The 21,510-nt window shown below is 47.7% G+C and carries 23 protein-coding genes; 14 read left to right on the top strand and 9 right to left on the bottom strand.

What is annotated here, in order from left to right:
• Nucleotides 1–29 precede the first annotated feature (29 nt).
• Together ACKFKF_RS07105 and ACKFKF_RS07100 are read right to left on the bottom strand one after the other, a co-directional pair.
• Nucleotides 30–929, bottom strand: a complete 900-nt coding sequence (locus tag ACKFKF_RS07105) for a CobW family GTP-binding protein (protein WP_446867052.1) — start codon at nucleotides 927–929, stop codon at nucleotides 30–32.
• 369 nt (nucleotides 930–1,298) lie between these two features.
• Nucleotides 1,299–1,421 (bottom strand): GTP-binding protein, encoded by a 123-nt coding sequence (locus ACKFKF_RS07100; RefSeq protein ID WP_446867050.1) that lies wholly within the window; start codon nucleotides 1,419–1,421, stop codon nucleotides 1,299–1,301.
• A 227-nt stretch (nucleotides 1,422–1,648) separates the two neighbouring features.
• Here ACKFKF_RS07100 and ACKFKF_RS07095 point away from each other — a divergent pair, with 227 nt between their 5' ends.
• Both ACKFKF_RS07095 and ACKFKF_RS07090 read left to right on the top strand, forming a co-directional pair.
• Nucleotides 1,649–1,954: a hypothetical protein gene (locus ACKFKF_RS07095; protein WP_446867049.1), complete on the top strand. Its 306-nt coding sequence runs from the start codon at nucleotides 1,649–1,651 to the stop codon at nucleotides 1,952–1,954.
• A 286-nt stretch (nucleotides 1,955–2,240) separates the two neighbouring features.
• Nucleotides 2,241–3,458 carry a geranylgeranyl reductase family protein gene (locus ACKFKF_RS07090; RefSeq protein WP_446867047.1) on the top strand — a complete coding sequence of 406 codons (1,218 nt, stop codon included), beginning with the start codon at nucleotides 2,241–2,243 and terminating at the stop codon, nucleotides 3,456–3,458.
• On the opposite strand, the gene ACKFKF_RS07085 is transcribed toward ACKFKF_RS07090, so the two are convergent.
• Entirely contained in the window at nucleotides 3,448–3,624 is a 177-nt protein-coding gene (locus ACKFKF_RS07085) for a hypothetical protein (protein ID WP_446867046.1), read from the bottom strand. The two genes, ACKFKF_RS07090 and ACKFKF_RS07085, sit on opposite strands and share 11 nt — an antisense overlap.
• A 169-nt stretch (nucleotides 3,625–3,793) precedes the next feature.
• On the opposite strand from ACKFKF_RS07085, the gene ACKFKF_RS07080 reads away from it, so the two are divergent.
• The 7 genes from ACKFKF_RS07080 to ACKFKF_RS07050 all read left to right on the top strand — a co-directional run bounded on the left by ACKFKF_RS07080 (nucleotide 3,794) and on the right by ACKFKF_RS07050 (nucleotide 10,644).
• Nucleotides 3,794–4,054, top strand: coding sequence for a hypothetical protein (locus tag ACKFKF_RS07080; protein WP_446867045.1), 261 nt, complete (start codon nucleotides 3,794–3,796; stop codon nucleotides 4,052–4,054).
• Between the two features lie 39 nt (nucleotides 4,055–4,093).
• Nucleotides 4,094–4,690: a Uma2 family endonuclease gene (locus ACKFKF_RS07075; protein WP_446867044.1), complete on the top strand. Its 597-nt coding sequence runs from the start codon at nucleotides 4,094–4,096 to the stop codon at nucleotides 4,688–4,690.
• A gap of 454 nt (nucleotides 4,691–5,144) precedes the next feature.
• A complete protein-coding gene (locus ACKFKF_RS07070; protein ID WP_446867043.1) occupies nucleotides 5,145–6,767 on the top strand; it encodes an ABC transporter substrate-binding protein in 1,623 nt (540 codons plus the stop codon).
• 65 nt (nucleotides 6,768–6,832) lie between these two features.
• Nucleotides 6,833–7,270, top strand: a complete 438-nt coding sequence (locus ACKFKF_RS07065) for a retroviral-like aspartic protease family protein (protein ID WP_446867042.1) — start codon at nucleotides 6,833–6,835, stop codon at nucleotides 7,268–7,270.
• A gap of 105 nt (nucleotides 7,271–7,375) precedes the next feature.
• Nucleotides 7,376–8,401, top strand: coding sequence for an ABC transporter permease (locus ACKFKF_RS07060; RefSeq protein ID WP_446859916.1), 1,026 nt, complete (start codon nucleotides 7,376–7,378; stop codon nucleotides 8,399–8,401).
• Between the two features lie 10 nt (nucleotides 8,402–8,411).
• Nucleotides 8,412–9,194 carry an MOSC domain-containing protein gene (locus ACKFKF_RS07055; RefSeq protein ID WP_446867041.1) on the top strand — a complete coding sequence of 261 codons (783 nt, stop codon included), beginning with the start codon at nucleotides 8,412–8,414 and terminating at the stop codon, nucleotides 9,192–9,194.
• Nucleotides 9,195–9,396: 202 nt separating this feature from the next.
• Nucleotides 9,397–10,644, top strand: a complete 1,248-nt coding sequence (locus ACKFKF_RS07050) for a DUF7453 family protein (RefSeq protein WP_446867040.1) — start codon at nucleotides 9,397–9,399, stop codon at nucleotides 10,642–10,644.
• A 177-nt stretch (nucleotides 10,645–10,821) separates the two neighbouring features.
• Here the strand turns inward: ACKFKF_RS07050 and ACKFKF_RS07045 are convergent, their stop codons facing one another.
• Together ACKFKF_RS07045 and ACKFKF_RS07040 are read right to left on the bottom strand one after the other, a co-directional pair.
• Nucleotides 10,822–12,186 (bottom strand): DUF2330 domain-containing protein, encoded by a 1,365-nt coding sequence (locus ACKFKF_RS07045; RefSeq protein ID WP_446867038.1) that lies wholly within the window; start codon nucleotides 12,184–12,186, stop codon nucleotides 10,822–10,824.
• 10 nt (nucleotides 12,187–12,196) lie between these two features.
• Nucleotides 12,197–13,063, bottom strand: coding sequence for an RnfABCDGE type electron transport complex subunit D (locus ACKFKF_RS07040; RefSeq protein WP_446867037.1), 867 nt, complete (start codon nucleotides 13,061–13,063; stop codon nucleotides 12,197–12,199).
• Here ACKFKF_RS07040 and ACKFKF_RS07035 point away from each other — a divergent pair.
• Together ACKFKF_RS07035 and ACKFKF_RS07030 are read left to right on the top strand one after the other, a co-directional pair.
• Nucleotides 13,062–13,235 (top strand): hypothetical protein, encoded by a 174-nt coding sequence (locus ACKFKF_RS07035; protein WP_446867035.1) that lies wholly within the window; start codon nucleotides 13,062–13,064, stop codon nucleotides 13,233–13,235. The genes ACKFKF_RS07040 and ACKFKF_RS07035 overlap by 2 nt on opposite strands.
• Before the next feature lie 115 nt (nucleotides 13,236–13,350).
• Nucleotides 13,351–14,610: a lipid-A-disaccharide synthase-related protein gene (locus ACKFKF_RS07030; RefSeq protein WP_446867034.1), complete on the top strand. Its 1,260-nt coding sequence runs from the start codon at nucleotides 13,351–13,353 to the stop codon at nucleotides 14,608–14,610.
• A gap of 104 nt (nucleotides 14,611–14,714) precedes the next feature.
• On the opposite strand, the gene ACKFKF_RS07025 is transcribed toward ACKFKF_RS07030, so the two are convergent.
• Nucleotides 14,715–16,172, bottom strand: a complete 1,458-nt coding sequence (locus ACKFKF_RS07025; RefSeq protein ID WP_446867033.1) for a mCpol domain-containing protein — start codon at nucleotides 16,170–16,172, stop codon at nucleotides 14,715–14,717.
• A 418-nt stretch (nucleotides 16,173–16,590) separates the two neighbouring features.
• Between ACKFKF_RS07025 and ACKFKF_RS07020 the strand changes: the two genes are divergently transcribed.
• The gene (locus tag ACKFKF_RS07020; protein ID WP_446867032.1) at nucleotides 16,591–16,809 is read left to right on the top strand and encodes a hypothetical protein; all 219 of its coding nucleotides are present in this window, start codon (nucleotides 16,591–16,593) and stop codon (nucleotides 16,807–16,809) included.
• A gap of 129 nt (nucleotides 16,810–16,938) precedes the next feature.
• On the opposite strand, the gene ACKFKF_RS07015 is transcribed toward ACKFKF_RS07020, so the two are convergent.
• Entirely contained in the window at nucleotides 16,939–17,673 is a 735-nt protein-coding gene (locus ACKFKF_RS07015) for a 2-phosphosulfolactate phosphatase family protein (RefSeq protein WP_446867030.1), read from the bottom strand.
• A gap of 366 nt (nucleotides 17,674–18,039) precedes the next feature.
• Here ACKFKF_RS07015 and ACKFKF_RS07010 point away from each other — a divergent pair, with 366 nt between their 5' ends.
• Nucleotides 18,040–18,978: a phosphoribulokinase gene (locus ACKFKF_RS07010; protein WP_446867028.1), complete on the top strand. Its 939-nt coding sequence runs from the start codon at nucleotides 18,040–18,042 to the stop codon at nucleotides 18,976–18,978.
• Between the two features lie 32 nt (nucleotides 18,979–19,010).
• Here the strand turns inward: ACKFKF_RS07010 and ACKFKF_RS07005 are convergent, their stop codons facing one another.
• A complete protein-coding gene (locus tag ACKFKF_RS07005; RefSeq protein WP_446867027.1) occupies nucleotides 19,011–19,571 on the bottom strand; it encodes a 5-formyltetrahydrofolate cyclo-ligase in 561 nt (186 codons plus the stop codon).
• 87 nt (nucleotides 19,572–19,658) lie between these two features.
• Here ACKFKF_RS07005 and ACKFKF_RS07000 point away from each other — a divergent pair, with 87 nt between their 5' ends.
• Nucleotides 19,659–21,242, top strand: a complete 1,584-nt coding sequence (locus tag ACKFKF_RS07000) for a peptide ligase PGM1-related protein (protein WP_446867026.1) — start codon at nucleotides 19,659–19,661, stop codon at nucleotides 21,240–21,242.
• Nucleotides 21,243–21,284: 42 nt separating this feature from the next.
• On the opposite strand, the gene ACKFKF_RS06995 is transcribed toward ACKFKF_RS07000, so the two are convergent.
• Nucleotides 21,285–21,479 (bottom strand): DUF2795 domain-containing protein, encoded by a 195-nt coding sequence (locus ACKFKF_RS06995; protein WP_446867025.1) that lies wholly within the window; start codon nucleotides 21,477–21,479, stop codon nucleotides 21,285–21,287.
• Nucleotides 21,480–21,510 lie beyond the last annotated feature (31 nt).

Raw genomic sequence — 21,510 nt, 5'->3', positions numbered from 1 at the left:
GATCTCACACCTGTCTCAATCTAAGACCCTCAGATTGGATTTTTCGAGGTGCCCCAGAGGCGATCGGCGCTGCCATCAAACAGCATATGCACGCCTTGAAACACAAATCGACGGTCTTCTCCATCAATGTTGAGGATGCCTTTCATGCGAAAAATGTCTTGCCCTTGAAAGCGCAGCAATTCGCTAATCCACTGATTTAATCTTTGTCCGTCTAATGCGCCCGACTCAACCAGTGCCACCGAGTAGACAGATTCATCGTGCTGGTGGCTATCTTCGCCTAAAAAGTCGGGGTCAATTTCTAAAGCGCGGGTCAGGTCAAACGCCCCAACTCCCAGCAGGGCATCCATTTCTAGTTCGGCGTTTTGGGTGCGATAAATTTTGGCAAGTGCATTCATCCCTCGAATTTGCTGCTCTAGCTCGTCTAACTGCTGAGGTTCAACTAAATCTGATTTGTTGAGTAAAATGACATCCGCAAAGGCGATTTGCTCCTGTGCTTCCTCTGCATCCCAATGTTGCCCGATGTGTTTTGCATCAACGACTGTCACAACAGCATCAAGCTGGGCCTGCGCTTTGACATCTTCATCCATAAAGAAAGTCTGAATCACCGGGGCCGGGTCAGCCAATCCCGTCGTCTCAATCACGAGATGATCAAATTTGTCGCGTCGCCGCATCAAGTTGCCAATAATCCGAATTAAATCACCGCGAACAGTACAGCAGATGCAGCCGTTGTTCATTTCAAAAATTTCTTCGTCAGCATCAATGATCAGTTGGTTGTCAATACCCACCTCACCAAATTCGTTGACGATGACGGCGATCTTCTTACCGTGTTCGTGTGTGAGAATGCGATTGAGTAGAGTGGTTTTGCCTGCGCCCAGATAGCCAGTCAAGACGGTTACAGGAACGGAATCCACTAGCAAGTCAGTGACCATAAGGTAGGTTCCTCTATCTTTCTAAAACGATAATCGTTATCACTATCATAGAGGTTCTTTCTCAAAGGGCAAGTCTCAGCCAGGAGATTGAATAGACTTTCGGCATGAATACCTGGCGATGAATGTTAGCTTCGCAAGAGCCTTCAGCAACGCTGCTATCAGAGCAAAGTCTACCTCCGTGGACTAACCGTTAAAATCGCTTCTTTAGTGTGCGAAGGCACACTTCGTTCTTGTAGCCCCGTAGCCGCAGGCTCTTGCGAAGCTATTTTAAGTCGGAGGGCATCTATGATTGGCATAAGACGTTGAGAGCCGTATCCGAACCTTTTGAGATCAGTTCTCACAGACAACTAAGGGGCGACCAAACGGAGATCATCGGCTCAAGCAGTTAGTTAATTGCTGCCGAAGTTGCAGCGCATCCGGATCGCGCCCGATGAAGACGAGTTGGTTTTTAGACGGAGTGCGCCATTGGTCAGCGTTGAGGGTAAGCAACAACACTTTTAGCGATTAATTTGTCTAATTCATCGCATGTTTTGAATCAATTTCTAATTGCAGCGCTTTTCTCTGGATAGTTTGAAAATGCCTACCCCGTAATCTGCGTAATGAGGCAACTTGCGCCGCCCACTGTCAGACGATCGCGCCGATCAATTCTCCCAAACACAAGTTCACTGAATACAATAAGCAAATCCGTGCATGGCTGTGCAATCTAAAGATTATTCAACATGAAGTTGCTGCTGTCCAATGAGGCTGATTGTCGCTTTTTTAAGTTTTGGTTTAACGATCGCATCTGTGATGGTATCAACTACCAGGGCGAACTGTTTTTGCAGTTTCAAACCTTTAGTGCCCAGCGTCGAGATCAAGCTTACGAACTGGGATCTAAACTGCTCGAACGAGGCGTTTCTGTGATTATTTCTTGTTCCAAAAAGCAGTATGTTTTGGGAGTCAATCTGCGAGGCGACTGGTGGCGAGAGGGATCGATGGAGCAGCTTTTGGAGGAGATGAGGGAGGTTGGGAGGGATGAGGGATGAGGGATGAGGGATGAGGGATGAAGGATAACTTTGCTCCGCGAGGAGAGATAAAAAACGTCAGTTCGTTTGCAAATCTGAGAGCGTCCTCTAAATCTCTTCCGCATAAGGGAATTTGAACCAAAAACTTTGTCCTAAAGTCCCCCAGAATTGGGGAGTTGGGGGGCAGAAGCACTGAACACCGAAGCGAAAAACTTTCATCAAAGTCATCTTAAGAAAGGGAGGGGCATTCCTATTTTTTGGGTCTGTGGATTAGGCTAATGAGTGCGGTTTAGGAAACGATCGAGATATGCAGAATTACGATGTGGTAGTGTGTGGGGCGGGGCCGTCTGGGGCGATGGCGGCAGCAGAGGCGGCCCGATCGGGGCTAAAGGTTGCCTTACTCGAAAAGCAGTTTTTGCCTCGGCACAAGACCTGTGGGGGCGGAATGCCGATGGTGATGCAGACGGTTTTACACGATCTGGCACCCGAAGCATTTGTCGAATCGGATGTCACCCACATGCGGCATACCTGGAATTTTGCAGATTCTTACCTTGCGCCGATGAATCCGCCGGGGTCGAGCGATCGACTGTCTCTGTGGATGGTGCAGCGATCGATTTTTGACAATGCGCTGGCTCAAAGGGCGATGCAAGCAGGGGCAGAGTTGCGGGATGGATTGGCGGTGCGATCGCTCGAAGTGGAACCAGATGGCGTAAGAATTCGGGCGGAGGGCGTGAAGACAGGCAGTGAGTTTCTCGCGAAGGCTCGGTATGTGATCGGCGCGGATGGGGCGAATGGAATTACCGTCAAATCGACAAATCTGAGAAAAGATCGCGCGATCGCCATCGCAATGGAAGTTGAGCATCCACACACCTGGGGCGACGGTCATCTTGAACTTAGACCCGATGTTGCTCATCTGGAATATGGAGCGGTAAAACGAGGCTACGGCTGGATTTTTCCCAAAGCCGATCATTTGAATGTGGGGGCGGGACTGTTTCGGCCAGATCAAAAAGATGCGCGGGGCGGGCGAGAGATTCGCCTTCAGTTGCAAAAGACGATTTTTGATTATATGGATGCGCTGGGGGTGAAGTACGATCGCGACGCGCTCAAGTTTCATGCTCACCCGTTACCGACCTGGAGCGGCAAAGAAACCTTACACGAAGGGCGAATTCTCTTAGTTGGCGATGCAGCAGGGCTGATCAATCCCCTGTTTGGCGACGGCATTTTTCACGCTGTTAAGAGTGGCATCATTGCGGCTCAGTGTTTGTCAGAAGACGCGGCGGATCAGTACACCGATCGCATTCACGATGAGTTTGCCGCCAATTTTGATGCCGCTTTGAATCTGGCAAAGGTCTTTTATCAATGGACGGGCGTTTGCTACAAATACGGCGTGAAGTATGAGCGGGCGACTCGGATTGCGACTCAGCTTTTGTGTGGAGAACTGCTGTTTACCAATATGAAAGATCGGGCGCTGCGACGATTGAAGCGATCGGTCGGTGCCAATTTTTTCCCGGCGTTCAATTCCTAAAATCGTCAAACAGCACCAAAAACTCGCCTTCTGGAATGAGTTGCCGCACGATTTTCACATACGCTTCTGCTTCAGATTGGGTGCAAAATCGAGCCACGACGATGCGCTGCATTTTGGGCAATAGCCGCACCACAAACCATCGATTCAAGAAGTCTCGATCGTGCATAATATTTATATCTCCATTGAGTTTGGAGCTTGGCCAGTGCAGAACTTTCCACGGGACGCACTGGCCTTTCGCTTTGGTCAAATCATATCAGATTCAAAAAATAAAGTGAATCAAAACTGAAACATTTTTTTCGATTTTGTAGCTCTAACTGAGAAACTCTGAAACAAACATGCCGAAACGCTTTCCTGTAGGCCCACTCAGCGAACATGATGACGACTGGTTAACCGTTTGGGCTTGGCTGGCAAATCGAAGCAAATCGGCCCAAGCAGGATCGCTCGTCAGTAACGGCATCAACGAGAAGAAAACTGAGATTGAGAAAATTCTAGAGTACGTCGCCAAAAAGCGTGGAATGTCTTCAGATGAGTTGTTTGAGAAGATTTTGAATGGAACGATCGATAATATTGAAAAAGACGACGTGATCGAAGAGTAAACGGGTTGCACTCATCTAGGTCAGTCAGGAGATTACGCTATGACAGTCGCAAAGCCTCGGTTTTCAACATTTGAAGAATACTTAGCCTATGACGACGGCAGCGACAACCGTTATGAATTAGTCGATGGAGCGTTGATCAAATTGCCTCCCGAATCAGAGCTAAACGACAGCATTGCCAACTTCTTATTTCTCAAATTTGCTGCTTTGGGCATTCCGTTTCGGCTGATTCGCCCCGGAAAATGTGAGATTCAAGTCCCCGTCTTACACAAGCAAGATGCTGCAAATCGTTACCCAGATCTGGTGATTTTAGATGAGGTGCATCTGACTTTGACCCAAAAGCGACTCACAATCAAAATAGACATGCCACCGCCTCTCTTAGTGGCTGAAGTTGTTAGCCCTGGCAGAACCAACCGAGAGCGAGATAGCAACCGCAAACGCGCCCAGTATGCCAAACGAGGCATTGCTGAATATTGGCTGCTCGACCCCGAATATCAGGTGATCACAGTACTAAAGCTGCAAGGTGAGCAATACATCGAGATGGGTCAATTCCGAGGCGGCGATGTGGTTCAATCCCAACTTGAAATGCTTCAAGGGCTGCGACTGACGACTCAAGAAATTTTGGCAGCAGACGGTTAGATTGTGAGCGAGCAAGGCAATGTGCAACTTTCTGATCAACGTCCCCCTTTTGAAGGCTACCGTGTACACACAAGTTGATTGATCCGTCATTGCCGAGACCCTTCGCCCTCTAAATCCCCCAAAATTGGAATGCTAGGCAATCTCTCTAGGTCAAAGTCCCCCAGAATGGGGGATTTAGGGGGCTGAAGCCGATTGAAACGAAGCGATTCCGGACTTGTGTGTACACGGTAGCCTTTTTAAGGGGGATGAGGGGGGATCTCTAGACTGTGCCTCCAACGGTACGATCCCCCAACTCCATTCAAAAGGGGGCTAAGAAAAAGTTGCACGTCGCCTCGATCACTTCAAGAACTGTCTTGTACTTTTAGAATGAGCCGCTTCCTCAATCCTGCGCTTCACGCAACTGATGTAGACTAGCCATACCTTCTGCGATCGCAGGTCTTATCGTGAAAAAGTTATGGTGAAAAAGTTGTGGCGTTTCTCTCTGGGTGAATGGTTGAGAGGGTTGATGCTGTTTGGGTTGTGCTGTATTTTGGCGGTGAGTTGTAGTCGATCGACTCCCCAAAACAGATCCGACACCGGACGCATCACATTAGGAACGACGGCGAAAGTTAGCACGATCGACCCCGCAGATGCCTACAATGTTTTTTCTGGGAACTTGCTTTATAACCTGGGCGATCGTCTCTACAGCTATCAGTTAGGCACCACAAAATTAGAGCCACAGCTTGCTACAGCCCTACCCACCGTTAGCAAAGATGGCTTGACTTACAAAATTCCGTTGAGGCAAGGCGTGGTCTTTCATGATGGCGCTGCCTTTGATGCCAAAGCGATGACGTTTTCATTAGAGCGATTCATGAAAAATGGGGGATCGCCTGCGTTTTTGTTGTCGGGTACAGTTGATTCAATTCAGGCGACAGGAACGTATGAGCTGACGATTAAATTAAAAAAACCATTTGCAGCATTCCCTTCGCTGCTGGCATTTTCAGGGGCGTGTGCCGTTTCACCCAAAGCGTATGAGATTGGCGAAAACAAGTTCAAACCCAAAGAATTTGTAGGCACGGGCGCTTACAAACTAGTTAGATATGGAACAGATTCAATGCAGCTTGAGGCGTTCGATCGCTACTGGGGCGGCAAGCCAAAAAATCGTGGGATTGATATTCAATTCTTCTCCAGTCCTGCTAATTTGTTTAATGCATTTCGCACAGGTGCCGTTGATGTTGCCTATCAAGGATTAGCCCTCGAACAAATCCGCAACCTCAGAGAAAGCAAGGCCGACAAGGGTTGGCAAATTGTAGAAGAAGCCGGAAGCGGGATTGATTATCTGTCGTTGAATATGCAGTCTCCTCCGTTGGATAAACTAGAAGTCAGACAAGCGATCGCTGCCATTGTCGATCGTCCTTTATTACAAAGTCGGGTCTTTCAAGGACAAATTGATCCGCTTTATAGCTTAATTCCGGCAACGCTTGCAGAACAGAAGCCCGTATTTGAACAGTACGGCGATCGCAACGTTCAAAAAGCAAGTGAACTGTTGCAAAAAGCAGGCTACTCAGAATCAAATCCCTTAAAGGTTGAGTTTTGGTATCGCTCCAATTTGCCCAATGATCAACTCGCTGCCATGACGATAAGAGCGATCGTTCAAAAGTACTTAGGAAAGATCATGCAAATTGATTTGAATAGTATTGAATCAACGATGGCCTACAAGAACTTAGACAAAGGCGTTTACCCAATTTTTTTATTAGACTGGACTCCCGACTTTCTCGACTCAGACAACTATATTTATCCGTTTTTAGAATGCACAAAAGGCAGTGCTGAGAAGGGATGCGAAGAAGGACAAAGCTTTTCTCAAGGGTCGTTTTATTACAGTCAAGAAGCGAATGAGCTAATCGATCGTAGCCGTCAAGAACTCAATTTCACATCTCGTAAAAAGCTCTTTGGTCAACTTCAAGATATTCTGGCAAAAGACGTTCCCTTTGTCCCTCTTTGGCAAAACAAAGACTTCTTATTTGCTCAAAAAAACGTCCAGGGAGCCAGCTTACAAGCCACGCAAAAAGTTCCGCTTTGGATGCTGCGTAAATCTTGAGCAACAACAAAAATTATTTAGCAAAAAATCTGCCATATTGAAGGGGTATTGCTGAGATCAAAGTTATGCAAATAAACATAGAAATGGGCAAAATTACAACTACCCTGACGATCGTCAACCGCGTTGATCAAGCCCTCTCAGAAAGAGAACTTCTGCCAGTTGAGCAAGTGCGCTCTATTGTTCTCAAAAACGTTTTGGTGGACACTGGCGCAACGACGCTTTGTTTACCTGCAAGCACGATCGCTCAATTGGGGTTACCCGTTCTCAGAGAGGTTGATGTTGAGACCGCTACGGGTATTGGTAAGGCACGAATTTTTCAGGATGCCAAAATTTCTCTCATGGGTCGTGAGGGCACATTTGAGTGTTTAGAACTTCCAGGCGGGCAGGCTCCTTTGCTGGGTGTGATTCCTTTAGAAGCGTTGGGAATCGAACTCGATTTGCAAAACCAACAACTGAAACTGTTGCCCATTAGTCCAACACAAACTTATCTGACGATTCTCTAAGACGAGTTTGTGAAATCGCTTACAGCATCTACCAAACAGTTAGCAAACTTGCGGTAAAGTAACTCACAGGAATGGCAACCTTGATCTTTCTTTACCTCGTCGCTTATGTCTCGATCGAGTTCTCTCCGTTACTACATTTTTGCGCGGATTTTGCTGGCCCCTTTGATGCTGTGGCTGATCACGTCGGTTGTGTTTTTGTTGCTGAGAGCCACACCGGGAGATCCGATCGATGCCATTTTGGGCCCCCATGCGCCCGAAGCGGTGAAAGCAGAACGCAGAGCCGCCTTAGACTTGGACAAGCCGCTGTGGATGCAATACCTCAAATACATGGGGCAGCTATTGCGCCTCAATCTGGGTGAATCGTTTGTAGGGCAGGGGCAATCCGTTTGGGCTACCATTCAGGAGTTTTTTCCGGCGACGGTGGAATTGGCGCTTTTTAGTCTGGCGATCGCGTTCATCGTGGGCATTCTCGTCGGTACGGTGTCGGCTTCTCGTCCTAATACTGCATTCGATACGGGCGGACGGCTGTTTGGCATTGTCACTTACTCGATTCCGCTATTCTGGTTGGGAATGTTGCTCCAGCTTGTTTTCTCAGTGCAGTTAGGAATTTTTCCATTAGGAACTCGCTTTCCGGTGACGGTGCCTGCGCCTGAAAGTGTGACGGGAATCTATACGATCGACAGTCTCCTTCGGGGCAACCTCAATCAATTTTTGATCGCCCTTTATTACCTCGCTCTACCCTGCCTGACGTTGGGAATTTCGATTAGCAGTATTTTTGAACGCATTGTCCGAGTTAATCTAAAACAAACCCTGCAAGCTGATTACGTCGAAGCCGCCAGAGCCAGAGGCATTTCAGAATCCAAAATTCTCTTTAGCCATGCGCTTAAGAATGCCATGATCCCCGTGATCACCATTTTGGGATTGACGTTAGCCTCTCTGCTAGGGGGAGCCGTTTTGACCGAGATTACCTTTTCCTGGCCAGGACTGGGAAATCGACTGGCACTCGCGATCGACCAGCGTGACTATCCAACCGTTCAAGGAATTGTGGTATTCTTTGCCGCGATCGTAGCTCTCGCGAGTATTGCGATCGACGTGATCAACGCTTACATCGATCCCCGAATTCGTTATTAAACTTGTGTATATGACTACTATTCGCGTCAAACAACTCTTCACTCATCCGATCAAAGGGCTTACGCCTCAGTTGTCTACTCGTGTCGATCTGCTGACGGGACATGGCATTCCGGGCGATCGCGCCTTTGCTTTGATGTACGATACTGCCGATGCTGAAACGACTGATCCAATCGTTCCCTGGAAAAACAAGAAAAGCTTTGCGATGCAGTGCGATCGACCCGAATTAGCGGCTTTGGCTTGTGAATATGAGGCCTCTACGGGCGTTTTAACCGTGCGGCGAGAAGATGCTGAGTTGTTGACGGCGGAGGCAAATACAGCGATCGGGCGCACTCAAATCAGCCAATTTTTTAGCCATTATCTCACCACGGTTTCTGACCAAAAGATTGAGCCGCGTCCTTTGAGATTGGTGGGGACTGGAGAAGGGACGACTCGCTATCCCGATCGCAATCACGTTCATTTATCGCTAATTAGTACGGCGACTTTAGAAAATTTGAGTCAGTTGACGGGGCAGTTTGTTGACTCGCGGCGATTTCGTCCCAACATTGTTGTAGAAGGTGTTTCAGCCTGGGAAGAACTCAATTGGGTCGGGCGAGAATTCAACATCGGGACGGCTCGAATTGCGATCGAAGCCCGTCTACCTCGCTGTCTAAACATTGACGTTGATCCTGATACCGGAGTGCGTGATCTTCCTCTGTTTTCTCTCCTTCAACAAGCCTTCCATCATAGGGACACAGGTGTTTTGGCAACGGTCATTCAAGATGGGAGCGTCACGTTAGGAGACTCTTTGCTGTAAGGTCAATTTGCTTGTCTTAAAGTCCCTCAGAATTGGCAGCTTGGAGGGCAGAAGATGCAAATAACGCAGCAAATGAAATTCATTGAATTCATGTTAAACGGCATCCCCTAAATCTATTCCCTAACCTGAATCTATTCCCTAAGAAGTTGTTAACTGGCGCTGTAACTTTTACCGTAAGTACCAACTTAAAACATTGGTGTTTATGAAACCATTCTTGCGCCTGATGACCTGCTCCACGGCGATCGCGTTTAGCCTGTTAGCGGAGAAGGCGATCGCGGCTAATTTTACTTTTACCAAGATTGCGGATACGACGGATGGGTTTGGTCGATTTTTGAATTCGCCAGCCCTCAATGACAACGGCACCGTCGCCTTTAGCGGCACATTAAATGACGGAAGCACAGGCGTTTTTACGGGGAGCGGGGGCACCATTACGCCGATCGCGGTTAGCGGGACTCGTTCCAATTTTCAGTCTGTGTTGAGTAATCCATCTATTAACAATGCGGGGACAGTTGCCTTTGGAGCCACTACAGACAGCCGTAGAAATGTAGGAGTTTTCACAGGTTCGGGGAATGGGCTAACGACGATCGCCACCTTAAACAATGCTGCTCTATCTGATCGAAGCTATGCGCCAATTCCTCCTGCGATCAATGATGCCGGGACGGTTGCATTTGCTGCCTACCAATATGCAGATTCTGACCCCAACCAAAATTTTGCACCGACTCCCAATGTATTAATTAGCAGCAACGGTCAGTTGAGCGCGATCGAACTCAAAACTAATGAATCCTCCGCAATTCCAACGGTTCCCAATTCGGTGGCGATTAATAATGCGAATACGGTTGTCTTTTCATCAGGTTTTGGCGGTTCGCTGGGGTTTGGGGGACTGTTTGCCAAAGTGGGTGACGCTCCTCTGACAACGCTTGCAAACGGCGGAGTTTACCCAGTTTCTCTCAATAACCAGGGAACCTATGCAACAGCTTTTGCAGGGGCAGGTGGCAGCACTGGAATTTTGATCGGAGACAGCAAAGGCGGCCCCACCGCAAGAGTGATTTATGGTCAGTCTGGTTTTAGTGGCACTTCCCCAGTGCGGGTTAGTCAGCCTGCGATCAATGATCAGGGCAAAGTTGTTCTTCAGGCTGAGTTTATTGGTTCTGTCTACCCAAGTCCTCAAGGCTTGTTTTTTGAAAATTATACAGATGCCAACAAGATCATTGCGACGGGCGATCCGTTGTTTGGGTCTACGGTGAGTGCGATCGGGTCGTTTTCCACAAGAGGGTTAAATAATCTCGATCAAGTTGTTTTCTATTCCCAACTAGCCGACGGTCGTGCAGGCATCTTTCGGGCTGAACCAGTTCCCGAACCACAAACGGTCATTCCAAGTGTGCTATTCATATTAGGTTTTGGAGCGCGTCAGCTAATGAAACGTCGAGCGTCATTGTCAGGTAGAAGATAGACATTAGACGTTGAACATTGGACATTGAACATTGAAAGTTAGACGTTGGACATTGGAGAATTAGTCGATCGCAAATAAATGCGGTAAGCCAGAACCTAATGTCACGTTGCGATCGACTTCTCAAACATTCTCTCAGGCTCAAAAAGTCCAATGTCCAATGTCCAACGTCCCTCGCCCTTACTGTCCAATTAGAGACAGCCAAACCTCGTTCCACCAGGGGATCTGACTTTGTAGCTGCGGCTGTTTTTTGCGAATGTCATCGATCTTCCAGCCTGTGAGACGAGCTAGAGTTTGGGACTGTTCTTCAAAGCGTTGACGGAGCGATCGTTGATATCGTCTGCCTTCTGAACAGCTTGTTTCACCCTTAAATGGATGGCGCAAAATGTAGCGGCCTTGAAAGGTTTCTTGGTTGTTAGTGTCTTGAAACATCAAATCTTCAGGAAATTTATCGCGGGTGTAGCGGACGTGCAGACGAGTCATGAAAACATTAGAATTAAACACCGGACGACGCACTCGCGGCATTGACATCTTCTCATCTGTCCCGTCTAGCCAAAGTACCCCTGCCTGCTTAAGTTCTTCTGGGTTGAGCGGATCAGCCGAACAAGGATCACAGTTGCTCATATTCCAGGCATATTCTAGAAAAGCGACTTTTTGATCTTCGCGATCGTAAGTTTTAGTAAACATGGCCTTATAAAAGCTACTAAATTCGTCTTTCACAAAGAGTGGTACTTCAGCGTCAGACGGAATTTTAACTGTTCGGTAATTAGTAACTTCGGCTTGTCCTTTGGGCGACAGAATGTAGACGATTAAATCCTGTGCGCTTTGAGCGTTGATCATTCCCAATCGAATCGGCAACATAAATCGAGGCGAATTGTAGCTAATTTGCAGCGGTCGCAGGGATTGAAAACCCGCTTTGTCGTACTCCTCTAAATTGACTTTAGCGACGAAGAATTTTAGCTTTTGCCGAATGTAAGGTTTCAATAATTGCTTTGCGCCACGCGGCATTCGATAGCCATTTTGCACGAGCCAAGTTTCCAATCCGCCCGATTCTTTAGCGCTGAGAATTAGAATGTCATATTCGCCTACCGTAAACTTCGCTTCTACAGTCACACCGAGGGATTCATTTCGCGCCCTTGAGGAAACAGCGGCTGAAGGCATCGGAGCAGACAGCGGCCTTTGATCAAGCATTGATTCCTGTGGGGTACAAGGATCAGGATCAAAATATTCAACCAGTCGAGGAGCGCTAAAAGCATCCAATCTTTCGATGATTTTGGAATCGCTAATTTTCACCTGCTCTTTTTGTAAAACAACCGGAACAGGAACAACGATCGCAAAGTCTTTGACCTCACCCTGATAATCATTTGCCATTGTTAAGATGGTGCGATCGCCGTTTCGAGCAATTGCGACCTGAGAGGCCTGGTTATAAAGTTTTGCATCAGCTTTAGCCACATAAAATCCGCAAAACGCCCAGGCTTTGGGAACAAAAATAAAGCAGCTTAGACAGACAATTAGAAACGCTGAAAAAATTCGGAAAGATCTCATAGCAACCTCCTCAAAGTGATGGATTAGTGATTGAGCGATCGAGTGGATTAGCGATAGATGCATCTGAATTCCAGAAAAAACGCTCATCAGGAAAGAGCATGTCTAACACAATGCTGAGAGGAGCTAAAGCAAACAGCGCCCAAAACACAGCAGTTGATACAAAAAATTGATTGCGAAGAATAAAGGTGAGAAACGCGATCGCCATTGCCCAGATGATTCGGCCCGTTTGAGAATTGGGAATGGTGCGCGGATCGGTGACCATAAACAGCGCAAACATCAGCAGCGAACCACTCATCAGTCGATGACCCCAAACATCCCATGTCCAGCCCAACCAAGCATTACGGACAGCTTCTAAACCCAGATAAGTGGCGAGAAACGCGATCGTCGTATCCCATCTGCCCACTCGCCTGAGAACCAGCCCGCCCGCCCCCAAAAACAGCAGCGCATACCAGCCTTCTTCGCCCCACTGCCCCGGCGACACCCACGCATCAGACGTGACCAACAACGCGACAATGATTCCAAAGTTAGCCGGATTAAACAGGTGCTTTTTACCCACTCGCAACAGCCGCTTACTCAAAATTGCTGCCACACTCGCCAGAACGATCGTGCTGTAATGATCCGCCCGCAACAATAGGCTCAACCCCAACGCTGTAATTAAAGCACTGGGCAATGTTTTGAGTTTTGACACCTTGAGTCCAAAGGTCAGACGCGGATCGTCCTCATCTCCTGGAATAATGAACCATTGCGTTAACAAACAGGTGGCGATTGTTATGCCCACCATTTCTAGATGCAGTGACCAGTCCCGTGTCTCCAGTCCGACTAGCAAAAACAGTGACAGAAAAAAGATCTGATAGATTCGAGCATCGTTCAACAGCATGGGGCAACGTGTCCGCAGTTCGTTGGATGGCTGCATTATGCTGCGCCTCAAAGTAAAACAAGCCTGCCGTTACCATTTAAGAAACAAACCTGCGACTAAAGTGTGTAGTGGAGCTTGTGGAGTAGTTCTCAGTTCTCTAAATGAGTGTGACAACAGCAAAAAGAGCCATTAGACGTAGACATCAAACTTTCAATGCTGCTTCGTCCAAAGTCACCTGCCCGATCGCTCCCCATTTCAGCCCAACAAGTAGCATAGTATTCTAGTCAAGTCCCTTACTCCTCGTTGCCATGCGCCTTCTCTGTCTCAGCAATGGTCACGGCGAAGATGCGATCGCCACTCGCGTTTTATCCGAACTTCAACAGCAGTTGGGCTGTCCTGACATTCAAGCACTCCCGATCGTCGGGGAAGGTCACGCCTACCAGAAGCTAGGAATCGCCACGATCGGCACTGTTCAATCGATGCCTTCTGGTGGCTTCATTCACATGGACAGTCGGCAACTGGTGCGAGACGTGAAAGAGGGATTGGTGCAGTTAACGATCGCTCAAATCAAAGCCATTCGCACTTGGGCAGCAGCCGATCCCAAAAATTCCTTTATCCTTGCAGTGGGCGACATCGTACCCTTGCTGTTTGCCCTAGTGAGTGGTGTTCCTTATGCCTTTATTGGAACGGCAAAATCAGAGTATTATCTGCGCGACGAAAGCGGCTGGCTCCCTCGAAAATCCTGGTGGGACGATCGCCTAGAGCGGTGGACAGGCTGCGTCTATCACCCGTGGGAACGCTGGCTAATGAGTCATCCCCGCTGCAAAGCTGTTTTTCCGCGCGATCGCATCACCGCCAATATTTTGCAACAGTTCAACGTTCCCGCCTTTGACTTGGGCAATCCGATGATGGACGGCTTAGAGTGGTCAGATACATCCCGTCAACCGTCAAAATTTAAGATTCAAACGGCGCTTCCTTTGACGATCGCCCTCATCCCCGGCTCAAGAATTCCCGAAGCCTACAACAATTGGGAGATCATTCTACAAGCCATTAATGGAATGCTAGGGCAAATGGGAAGACCAATACTAGGGTTAGCAGCGATCGCACCTGGATTAGAACTGGAACGATTTCACAAAATGCTTCTAGAATATCGCTGGCAACCTTCAGATCTAAATCGCTACACACTCGGCTTTGGTGAAAAACAAGCAACTCTAGAGTTAATGCCCCAACGATTTGCAGAATGTTTGCAGCGATCGGATGTGGCGATCGCACTCGCAGGCACCGCAACCGAGCAATTTATCGGACTGGGGAAACCTGCAATCATCATTCCGGGACAGGGCCCCCAGTTCACGCCCGTCTTTGCAGAAGCTCAAACTCGCCTCCTCGGAGCCTCCGTTACCCTGGTCGAACAGCCCAATCAAGTCGCCGCCAAGTTAAAAGCACTGTTGAACAATCCAGACAGTTTGCAACTCATGGTTGAAAATGGTCACCGCCGCATGGGAGAACCGGGAGCCGCCAAACGAATTGCTCAATGCCTACTGGAGCAAATAGATTCTGTTAGAGAATGAAGCGATCGACCAACGTTCCCGCTCACCGGACGCAGACAGCCTTTGCATCTCACCGATAACTTGACTTCGTTCCGGTGCAGCGGGATTGTTATGCAGCGACAAACTCAACAAAGCTCAATTCCAACAATAGCATTTTTACCTGGCTGAGTCTTCGCTAGTTTTAATGCTAAATATACTTCTTGAAATGATCTCCCATAACCGATTGAGCACGTTAGCCCAGGCGTTAATTGTGAGTACATAGCTTGCATTTCCAAAAGTGCATCTTCTTGAAGATTTCCCTTGAACAGAAGATCGTCGCCTGCCTCAAATACGATTGCATTTTTGCCAAGCTTATCAGCAACAAATTTAGAAATTTTTGAAATTGCATTCGCTACATCTTTGCTTAATTTCCGAAAGCTGGATTCATCGCTACAGGCAAGAAAAAGTTCTTCCAATATCTTTCCTGTATCATCTCCGTCCAACCCATAATACAAAGCGTCTTCTGGCGCTATATCAGCATATGCTAATTTTTTCATATGCTTCGGCTCTCTAGAAAGCTCACCACTTGATAGCAAAGGATGCACGATGTCTGTATAAAATTCAATAAAGGGAAACGCCATTTTGACGGAAAGTTCCGCCTTGAACTTCTCCAAGTCAGTTAAAAGCTTACCTTTATGTGTGGAACTATTTCTCAAGTACAGGATGAAATCATTGAACTTGCTAAAAAACTCTACATCAAAATCAGATGGTGCGTCTTTTTCAATTTTGGCTTGAATGATTTTCAGCTTTTGTCCAAAAGTTTTGCGATCTACTCCATCAGGAGTATCAGTTAGGACAAATTTGCTCACTAGAAGGCGAATTAGATCCTCCACACTAGCCGAAATTGATGAAGCTGCTATTCGATAAATAGCATTATCTTTACTCTGATCTCCTTGTAACTTTAATTGAATAGAATGACCCAAGTTATCCTTGAAAAACTCTCTATCAGAGGAACTTGGATCTATGGCTACATATCTATTAGCATGTGATTCTATAATTTTCCTGTAGCGTACCATTTCTGACAGATTTAGATAAGCAATGCTATCCAGTCTAGTACTATCAGGAACTGGAGAATAGCAGGATAACAAAATATTAGTTGGAAGAAAGCCTCTCTCTTTGGTTAGTTCAAATAACTTAGAGACATCGATCGTATACTGATTTCTTACGTCAAGAATGTATGAAGCTATTGAGAGTAAATTTTTCTGTAATGAAGTTCCATTCGTAATATCAATAATGAGGTTTGATCCATTTGGAATACCTTTCAAAATAAACTCAATATAATCAACAAATCTTTTAATCGAGTCATCTTCTGATGTAATCTCAATGATTTTATTGACAAACAATTCTCGGCTTACACCATTTTTCTCCGTATGACCTACCCAATCTTCAATACTCTTTAGCTTGGCATAGGAGTCTCTTGAATGTACAACAAATATATTAGTTAGACCCTGCCCAAATATTTCCTCAGCCTTGGCATTGGCTGCGATTACAGAGTTTGCAAATGTGAACTGATTGATGTTGCCGAGAACGAGCAGATTTGTCATGTCTCTTTGATCACTTATGAATTGCTTGGTAACAACATAGCTCAACTACACAGACAATGCAGAAGGTTTTTAATCTTACCGCTTCAAGGCAACTCCAGACTAGCGTTGTCCCTACCGATCGCCCAGCCGTATAACAATACAATTGAGCGACAACATGATCGAAACAAAGCCCAACGACTTTCTTCATCACCCCAATAAGGTACTAGTCCGCTTTAACCTAGTTCAAAAAATTCTGATATTCGTCGTGTATGGGTTTTCTAGAAATCAGCCGTTGCAAAGGACTTCATCTAGATCTCTCACACGATTAGCTTCAATATTAGCTTCAATAGCTGACTCTGCTTGAGCAATGAGGCGATCGAGGCAAACCAAACGCTCTAAGATAGATGCAACAGATTCAACCTAAATCAATGGAAAGCTTATGTCTCTCCCCGAACTTGTGCCCCTGCTGAAGGAATTATCTCATTCTGATAAGCTCTTGTTGTTACGTTTCCTGGTAACTGAATTATTAAAGGAATCAAGCTTAGTCCCATTGGACACTCAAAGCAAAGCAGGTAGCCAAGGTTTACATGACTCCTTTGAAGCAGCAGCGGTTTTAGCAAAGGCCTTGGCAGAGGAAAAAGTGATTACACATGGTTGATAAAGTCAGATTTGCCTTTACCTAAATTGCAGAGGGGACACACAGCACTTCTAGCAATTAACCCACCCGCCTAAGATTGGCGATCGGCACTCCAACAAATGACCCATCACCAATCTTTCAACTAATCAATTAACCTCTAACCAACACCCCAATCTCACGCTGAATCGGCAACACATCCAGCACATCTGTTTGAGAACAATACTTCAAGTCATCGTGACAATCGAGCCGCAACAGTCGCTTACCATGACTCGCATGATGCAACAACCCCAACAAATCCGCTTGCCACTGCTCATACAGCGAAACGGCCCCCGTCACTTCATCATTGCCAGCCAACTCTTCCATCGTGACTCCTAGCCCTGCTGCAACACTGTGAGCGATCGCCCCCGCACAAACCGTATCCTCCAGCGCAAACGATCCTTCCCAGCCCGCACCCACAATCCAAACCGTTTCGGGTTGATGTTTGAGCAAATGATCGACCACCGCCTGACGATTGATCAACGCCGCCGCCAAAACCGTAGTCGATCCTTGAATCTTTTGCAGCGCCCGCGTTCCATTCGTCGTACTGATAAAGAGACGGCGATCGTGCATCAGTTCCGGTGTACAGTCCAAAGGCGAATTGCCCATCTCACAGCCCGTCACCCGACTCCCTCCCCGCTCTCCCGCACGCAACCGCTTCTCAGAGGGCCACGCATCACTCTCATACATCAGCTTGTCCATATCACTAAAGACCTGAACGGCCTCAGCACCCACCGACAGCGCTGTCGCGATCGTACTCGTCGCCCGAAGCACATCAATGGCGATCGCACAATCCGCACCGTTTTGATCTGGAGTCAACTCAGGCGTGTGAAAGACAAATATTTTCATAGGTTTAGGAAAGACTGCAAGCTACTAAATCAGTAGTGAAGGGCGGCGGCAGGCTGAGCGAGATGACTGGGGCCGTCGAACTGCCTCTAGCACAATTTCGCTGCAAAAATTACCTGTCCGTCTTCAGAATAACGGATGCTTTCTCTCTCAGGATCAAGGTTTCTTCGGGGGTAATCATAGACTATAAGTAATGGTAAGAGAGTCATGAATCCAGTGTGACGAATGCAAATAAGGGTTGAACAAAACAAAACTGCTTTATCAACTCGCTATCTTTCGCAATCATTCTTGAACAAACTTAGATTGCTTCCCTACGCAGTTGTCCATAGAATGAGACCAATGTGTGGATGACCTATTATCGGAGGATTCATGACCCATCGCCCCATTATTCTTGGCATTGTGGGTGATAGTGCTGCGGGTAAAACAACCCTGACCAGAGGCATTGCTCAGGTACTGGGAGAAGAGAACGTCACCACGATCTGCACAGATGACTATCACCGCTACGATCGCACCCAACGCGCCAAATTGGGCATCACTGCTCTGCATCCTGACTGCAACCATCTAGACATCATGCAGCAGCATCTTTCATTGTTGCGAACCGGACAGCCCATTCTAAAACCCATCTACAGCCACAAGACAGGCAGCTTTGAGCCACCGCAATACATTAAGCCTAACAAGTTCATCATCATTGAAGGGCTATTGGGGTATTCGACTCGCGCGGTGCTAGATTCTTATGACGTTAAAGTTTACCTGGCTCCTCCCGAAGCGCTACGAACTCAGTGGAAGGTCAAACGTGATACGCAAAAGCGCGGCTACTCTGAGGAGCAGGTTTTAGCAGAGATGCAAAAGCGAGAACCCGATTCAGAACAGTTCATTCGTCCGCAGCGTACCTGGGCCGATATGGTGGTCAGTTTTTACCCACCCCCCGCAGAATCTCAGGAGACCAATGGTCATCTCAATGTACGTTTGGTGCTCCGACCGACGATTTCTCACCCCGATTTGACTCAAGTTGCCAGTTTGTCTGATCCCCAGGGCAAGTCTGCCATTCGGTTGTGTCTCGATCGCGATATGGGCAAGCCCGTCGATGTCTTAGAAGTGGATGGACACGCGACGATCGAGCAGGTTCGAGAGTTAGAAAAGTTTATCTGCAATAAAGCGCCAGAGTTGTTGACGTTTTGTAGTACCCAGTCCAACACTGAGCTAGGTAAAATCTCTGGCACCACAGGTGAAACGCTGCAAAGCTATCCCCTGGCATTGACACAACTGCTGATTGTTTATCACATGCTGAGAGCGACCAAGGGGCATTAGGAGGGAGGAGGGAGGAGGGAGGAGGGAGGAGGTTAGCTTAAGGATGCAGTCACCCCAACCTCGGTGCAGATAAATTGGAGGGGACGATCCCACGGGTCGATCGCCAGCGCTTCCAAGACTCCAAACTGGAAGACGATTCCGATCGTCGGTTTGTCTGCCCATCTAGGAGAACTGAAGAGGCGATCGTAAAAGCCTCCTCCATAGCCAAGACGGTAACCGCGCTGATCACAAGCGACACAGGGAACCAGGATTAAATCAACGCGATCGATCGTCACGATCGGGGCTTCAGGATGCGGCTCGGTAATGCCATAAGCGCCTGTCTGGGTCGGAAAGTCAGAGGGAAAAAGATGCCAGAAGAGAGAATTTTCGACACAGCGAGGCACTCCCAAGACTTTATCCAGTTTCCATAACAAACTCAGATCGGGTTCCTGCCTAAAACTAAAGTAAGTCAAAATCGTTTTCGCGTCTCGAAACAGGGGAAAGGCTTGTAGATGGTCACAGATTTGTTGACTTTTGCACTGCCACTCATTAAGGGAGAGCGATCGCCGTTTTTGCAGAAGCTTTTTTCTCAACGTTGCCTTCACGTCCTCCATCTCAGCAATTTCCCTCCTCCGCACGTATTGTCACTGTCAATCTAATCTGTATGATCGCTGATATCCCACCCATCAGGGGTTATGTATATGAACTCTCTTGATATTTCCGTTGACTCAGCAGAACCCTTTCAGCAGCTTAATCTCACATTGCGCGATCGCTGGCGGAGTGCTGACGATTTTGACACGAGTGATGCCGATATTGTGGTCATTCCTTCGATTAGCGTCGATCAGCGCGAACTGCTAAAGATCGAAGGCTTCCACCATTATGAAGAACGCTTACTATTCTCATTAATTCGTTTGCGAAATCCTCGTACAAGGCTGGTTTACATTACGTCACAGCCGCTTCATCCCAGCGTGATTGACTACTATTTACAACTCCTCCCCGGAATTCCGTTTTCTCACGCTCGCGATCGCCTGCTGCTGCTGTCTACTTATGACTCTTCAACTCGCCCCCTGAGTCAAAAAATTCTCGATCGTCCTCGGTTGCTAGAGCGGATTCGGCAGGCGGTGAGTCACGATCGAGCTTATATGATTTGCTATAACTCAACCCCTCTAGAGCGAGATTTATCCATTCAGTTAGATATTCCACTATTCGCGCTTGACCCAAACTTACTGATCTGGGGCACCAAAAGCGGCAGCCGTCAAATCTTTGCTGAGAGTGGCGTTCCTCATCCCGATGGCAGTTTACTCGTCTGGAATGCTAAAGATCTCGCAGTAGCCGCCGCCGAACTTTGGGAACGACAGCCCACCCTCAAACGCATCGTGATCAAATTAAATGAGGGATTTTCGGGCGAAGGGAATGCACTTCTGGATCTGCGTCCACTAGAAGAAATTGCGCCTGGGTTGGCCACTCATTCCGATCGCGTGACCACCCTTTTAGAGCGATTCAAAACCTTGCGCTTTGAGGCAAAATCTGAGACCTGGGAAAACTACAGCAGTCGCATTCCCGAACTGGGAGCCATTGCAGAAGCCTTTATCGAAGGGGAGGAAAAGAGATCGCCTAGTGTTCAGGGACGAGTTACGCCGATCGGAGAAGTCGAAATTCTCTCAACCCACGATCAAATTCTGGGCGGCCCCAGCGGGCAGATCTATTTGGGATGCCGTTTCCCTGCGGATGAAGTCTATCGGATGCGTTTACAAGAATTGGGGCTGCGCGTTGGCAAGACGCTAGCTGAGAAGGGCGTTTTGGAGCGGTTTGGCGTTGATTTTGTCGCGGTTCACGATCCCGATACAGATGACTGGGATTTTCAGGCGATCGAAATCAACCTTCGCAAAGGAGGCACAACCCACCCGTTTATGACGCTCAAGTTTATGACAAACGGCCGCTACGACCTCTCAAGCGGCTTATTCTACAGTCAGCAGGGACGCGCCAAATATTACATGGCAACAGACAACCTGCAAAAAGACCAGTATCGCGGCTTGCTCCCTAACGATCTGATGGACATCATCGCGCATCATCAACTTCACTTTGACACCAGCACCGAGACAGGCACCGTGTTTCATCTCATGGGCTGCTTATCAGAGTTTGGGAAGTTAGGACTCACCAGCATTGGCAACTCGCCTCAGCAAGCAGAAGATCTTTACCGACGAGTCGTGAAAGCGATCGATGAGGAAACAAAGCCCAGCGACTCCAGTCACATCCTATCAACGCGCTGGAATAGCTGGTACTGAGCAGTTCTGGTGGGTAGCGGGTCATCGCCAACTCACGCCCACTTATTCAATTTGACCGATCGCCTTGCTGACATCAGCCGCGGTTTCATACTCCTCATCTGGCAATTCTTCTAAAACAGATTGCAGGTCTTCGTCGGCACCATTTTGCTGCAAATGTTTGAGCAGATTTTCTTTGTCAACGGGATAGTCAATGCCTTTGAGGTGCTTTTGTACTTCGATCGGATTCACTCTAGCCATCGTGGTCTTCTCCTGGGTTGGATTAAGTTAT

Source organism: Phormidesmis sp. 146-12, assembly GCF_052939495.1.
Note: the sequence above shows the minus strand (reverse complement) of the source record. Positions and strands in the feature narration are given on the sequence as shown.

Excerpts from the sequence above, each read along its gene's own strand:
- ACKFKF_RS07105 (WP_446867052.1), bottom strand. The coding sequence starts at position 929 with ATGGTCACTGACTTGCTAGTGGATTCCGTTCCTGTAACCGTCTTGACT.
- ACKFKF_RS07095 (WP_446867049.1), top strand. The coding sequence starts at position 1,649 with ATGAAGTTGCTGCTGTCCAATGAGGCTGATTGTCGCTTTTTTAAGTTT.
- ACKFKF_RS07090 (WP_446867047.1), top strand. The coding sequence starts at position 2,241 with ATGCAGAATTACGATGTGGTAGTGTGTGGGGCGGGGCCGTCTGGGGCG.
- ACKFKF_RS07085 (WP_446867046.1), bottom strand. The coding sequence starts at position 3,624 with ATGCACGATCGAGACTTCTTGAATCGATGGTTTGTGGTGCGGCTATTG.
- ACKFKF_RS07080 (WP_446867045.1), top strand. The coding sequence starts at position 3,794 with ATGCCGAAACGCTTTCCTGTAGGCCCACTCAGCGAACATGATGACGAC.
- ACKFKF_RS07075 (WP_446867044.1), top strand. The coding sequence starts at position 4,094 with ATGACAGTCGCAAAGCCTCGGTTTTCAACATTTGAAGAATACTTAGCC.
- ACKFKF_RS07070 (WP_446867043.1), top strand. The coding sequence starts at position 5,145 with ATGGTGAAAAAGTTGTGGCGTTTCTCTCTGGGTGAATGGTTGAGAGGG.
- ACKFKF_RS07065 (WP_446867042.1), top strand. The coding sequence starts at position 6,833 with ATGCAAATAAACATAGAAATGGGCAAAATTACAACTACCCTGACGATC.
- ACKFKF_RS07060 (WP_446859916.1), top strand. The coding sequence starts at position 7,376 with ATGTCTCGATCGAGTTCTCTCCGTTACTACATTTTTGCGCGGATTTTG.
- ACKFKF_RS07055 (WP_446867041.1), top strand. The coding sequence starts at position 8,412 with ATGACTACTATTCGCGTCAAACAACTCTTCACTCATCCGATCAAAGGG.
- ACKFKF_RS07050 (WP_446867040.1), top strand. The coding sequence starts at position 9,397 with ATGAAACCATTCTTGCGCCTGATGACCTGCTCCACGGCGATCGCGTTT.
- ACKFKF_RS07045 (WP_446867038.1), bottom strand. The coding sequence starts at position 12,186 with ATGAGATCTTTCCGAATTTTTTCAGCGTTTCTAATTGTCTGTCTAAGC.
- ACKFKF_RS07035 (WP_446867035.1), top strand. The coding sequence starts at position 13,062 with ATGGGGCAACGTGTCCGCAGTTCGTTGGATGGCTGCATTATGCTGCGC.
- ACKFKF_RS07040 (WP_446867037.1), bottom strand. The coding sequence starts at position 13,063 with ATGCTGTTGAACGATGCTCGAATCTATCAGATCTTTTTTCTGTCACTG.
- ACKFKF_RS07030 (WP_446867034.1), top strand. The coding sequence starts at position 13,351 with ATGCGCCTTCTCTGTCTCAGCAATGGTCACGGCGAAGATGCGATCGCC.
- ACKFKF_RS07025 (WP_446867033.1), bottom strand. The coding sequence starts at position 16,172 with ATGACAAATCTGCTCGTTCTCGGCAACATCAATCAGTTCACATTTGCA.
- ACKFKF_RS07020 (WP_446867032.1), top strand. The coding sequence starts at position 16,591 with ATGTCTCTCCCCGAACTTGTGCCCCTGCTGAAGGAATTATCTCATTCT.
- ACKFKF_RS07015 (WP_446867030.1), bottom strand. The coding sequence starts at position 17,673 with ATGAAAATATTTGTCTTTCACACGCCTGAGTTGACTCCAGATCAAAAC.
- ACKFKF_RS07010 (WP_446867028.1), top strand. The coding sequence starts at position 18,040 with ATGACCCATCGCCCCATTATTCTTGGCATTGTGGGTGATAGTGCTGCG.
- ACKFKF_RS07005 (WP_446867027.1), bottom strand. The coding sequence starts at position 19,571 with ATGGAGGACGTGAAGGCAACGTTGAGAAAAAAGCTTCTGCAAAAACGG.
- ACKFKF_RS07000 (WP_446867026.1), top strand. The coding sequence starts at position 19,659 with ATGAACTCTCTTGATATTTCCGTTGACTCAGCAGAACCCTTTCAGCAG.
- ACKFKF_RS06995 (WP_446867025.1), bottom strand. The coding sequence starts at position 21,479 with ATGGCTAGAGTGAATCCGATCGAAGTACAAAAGCACCTCAAAGGCATT.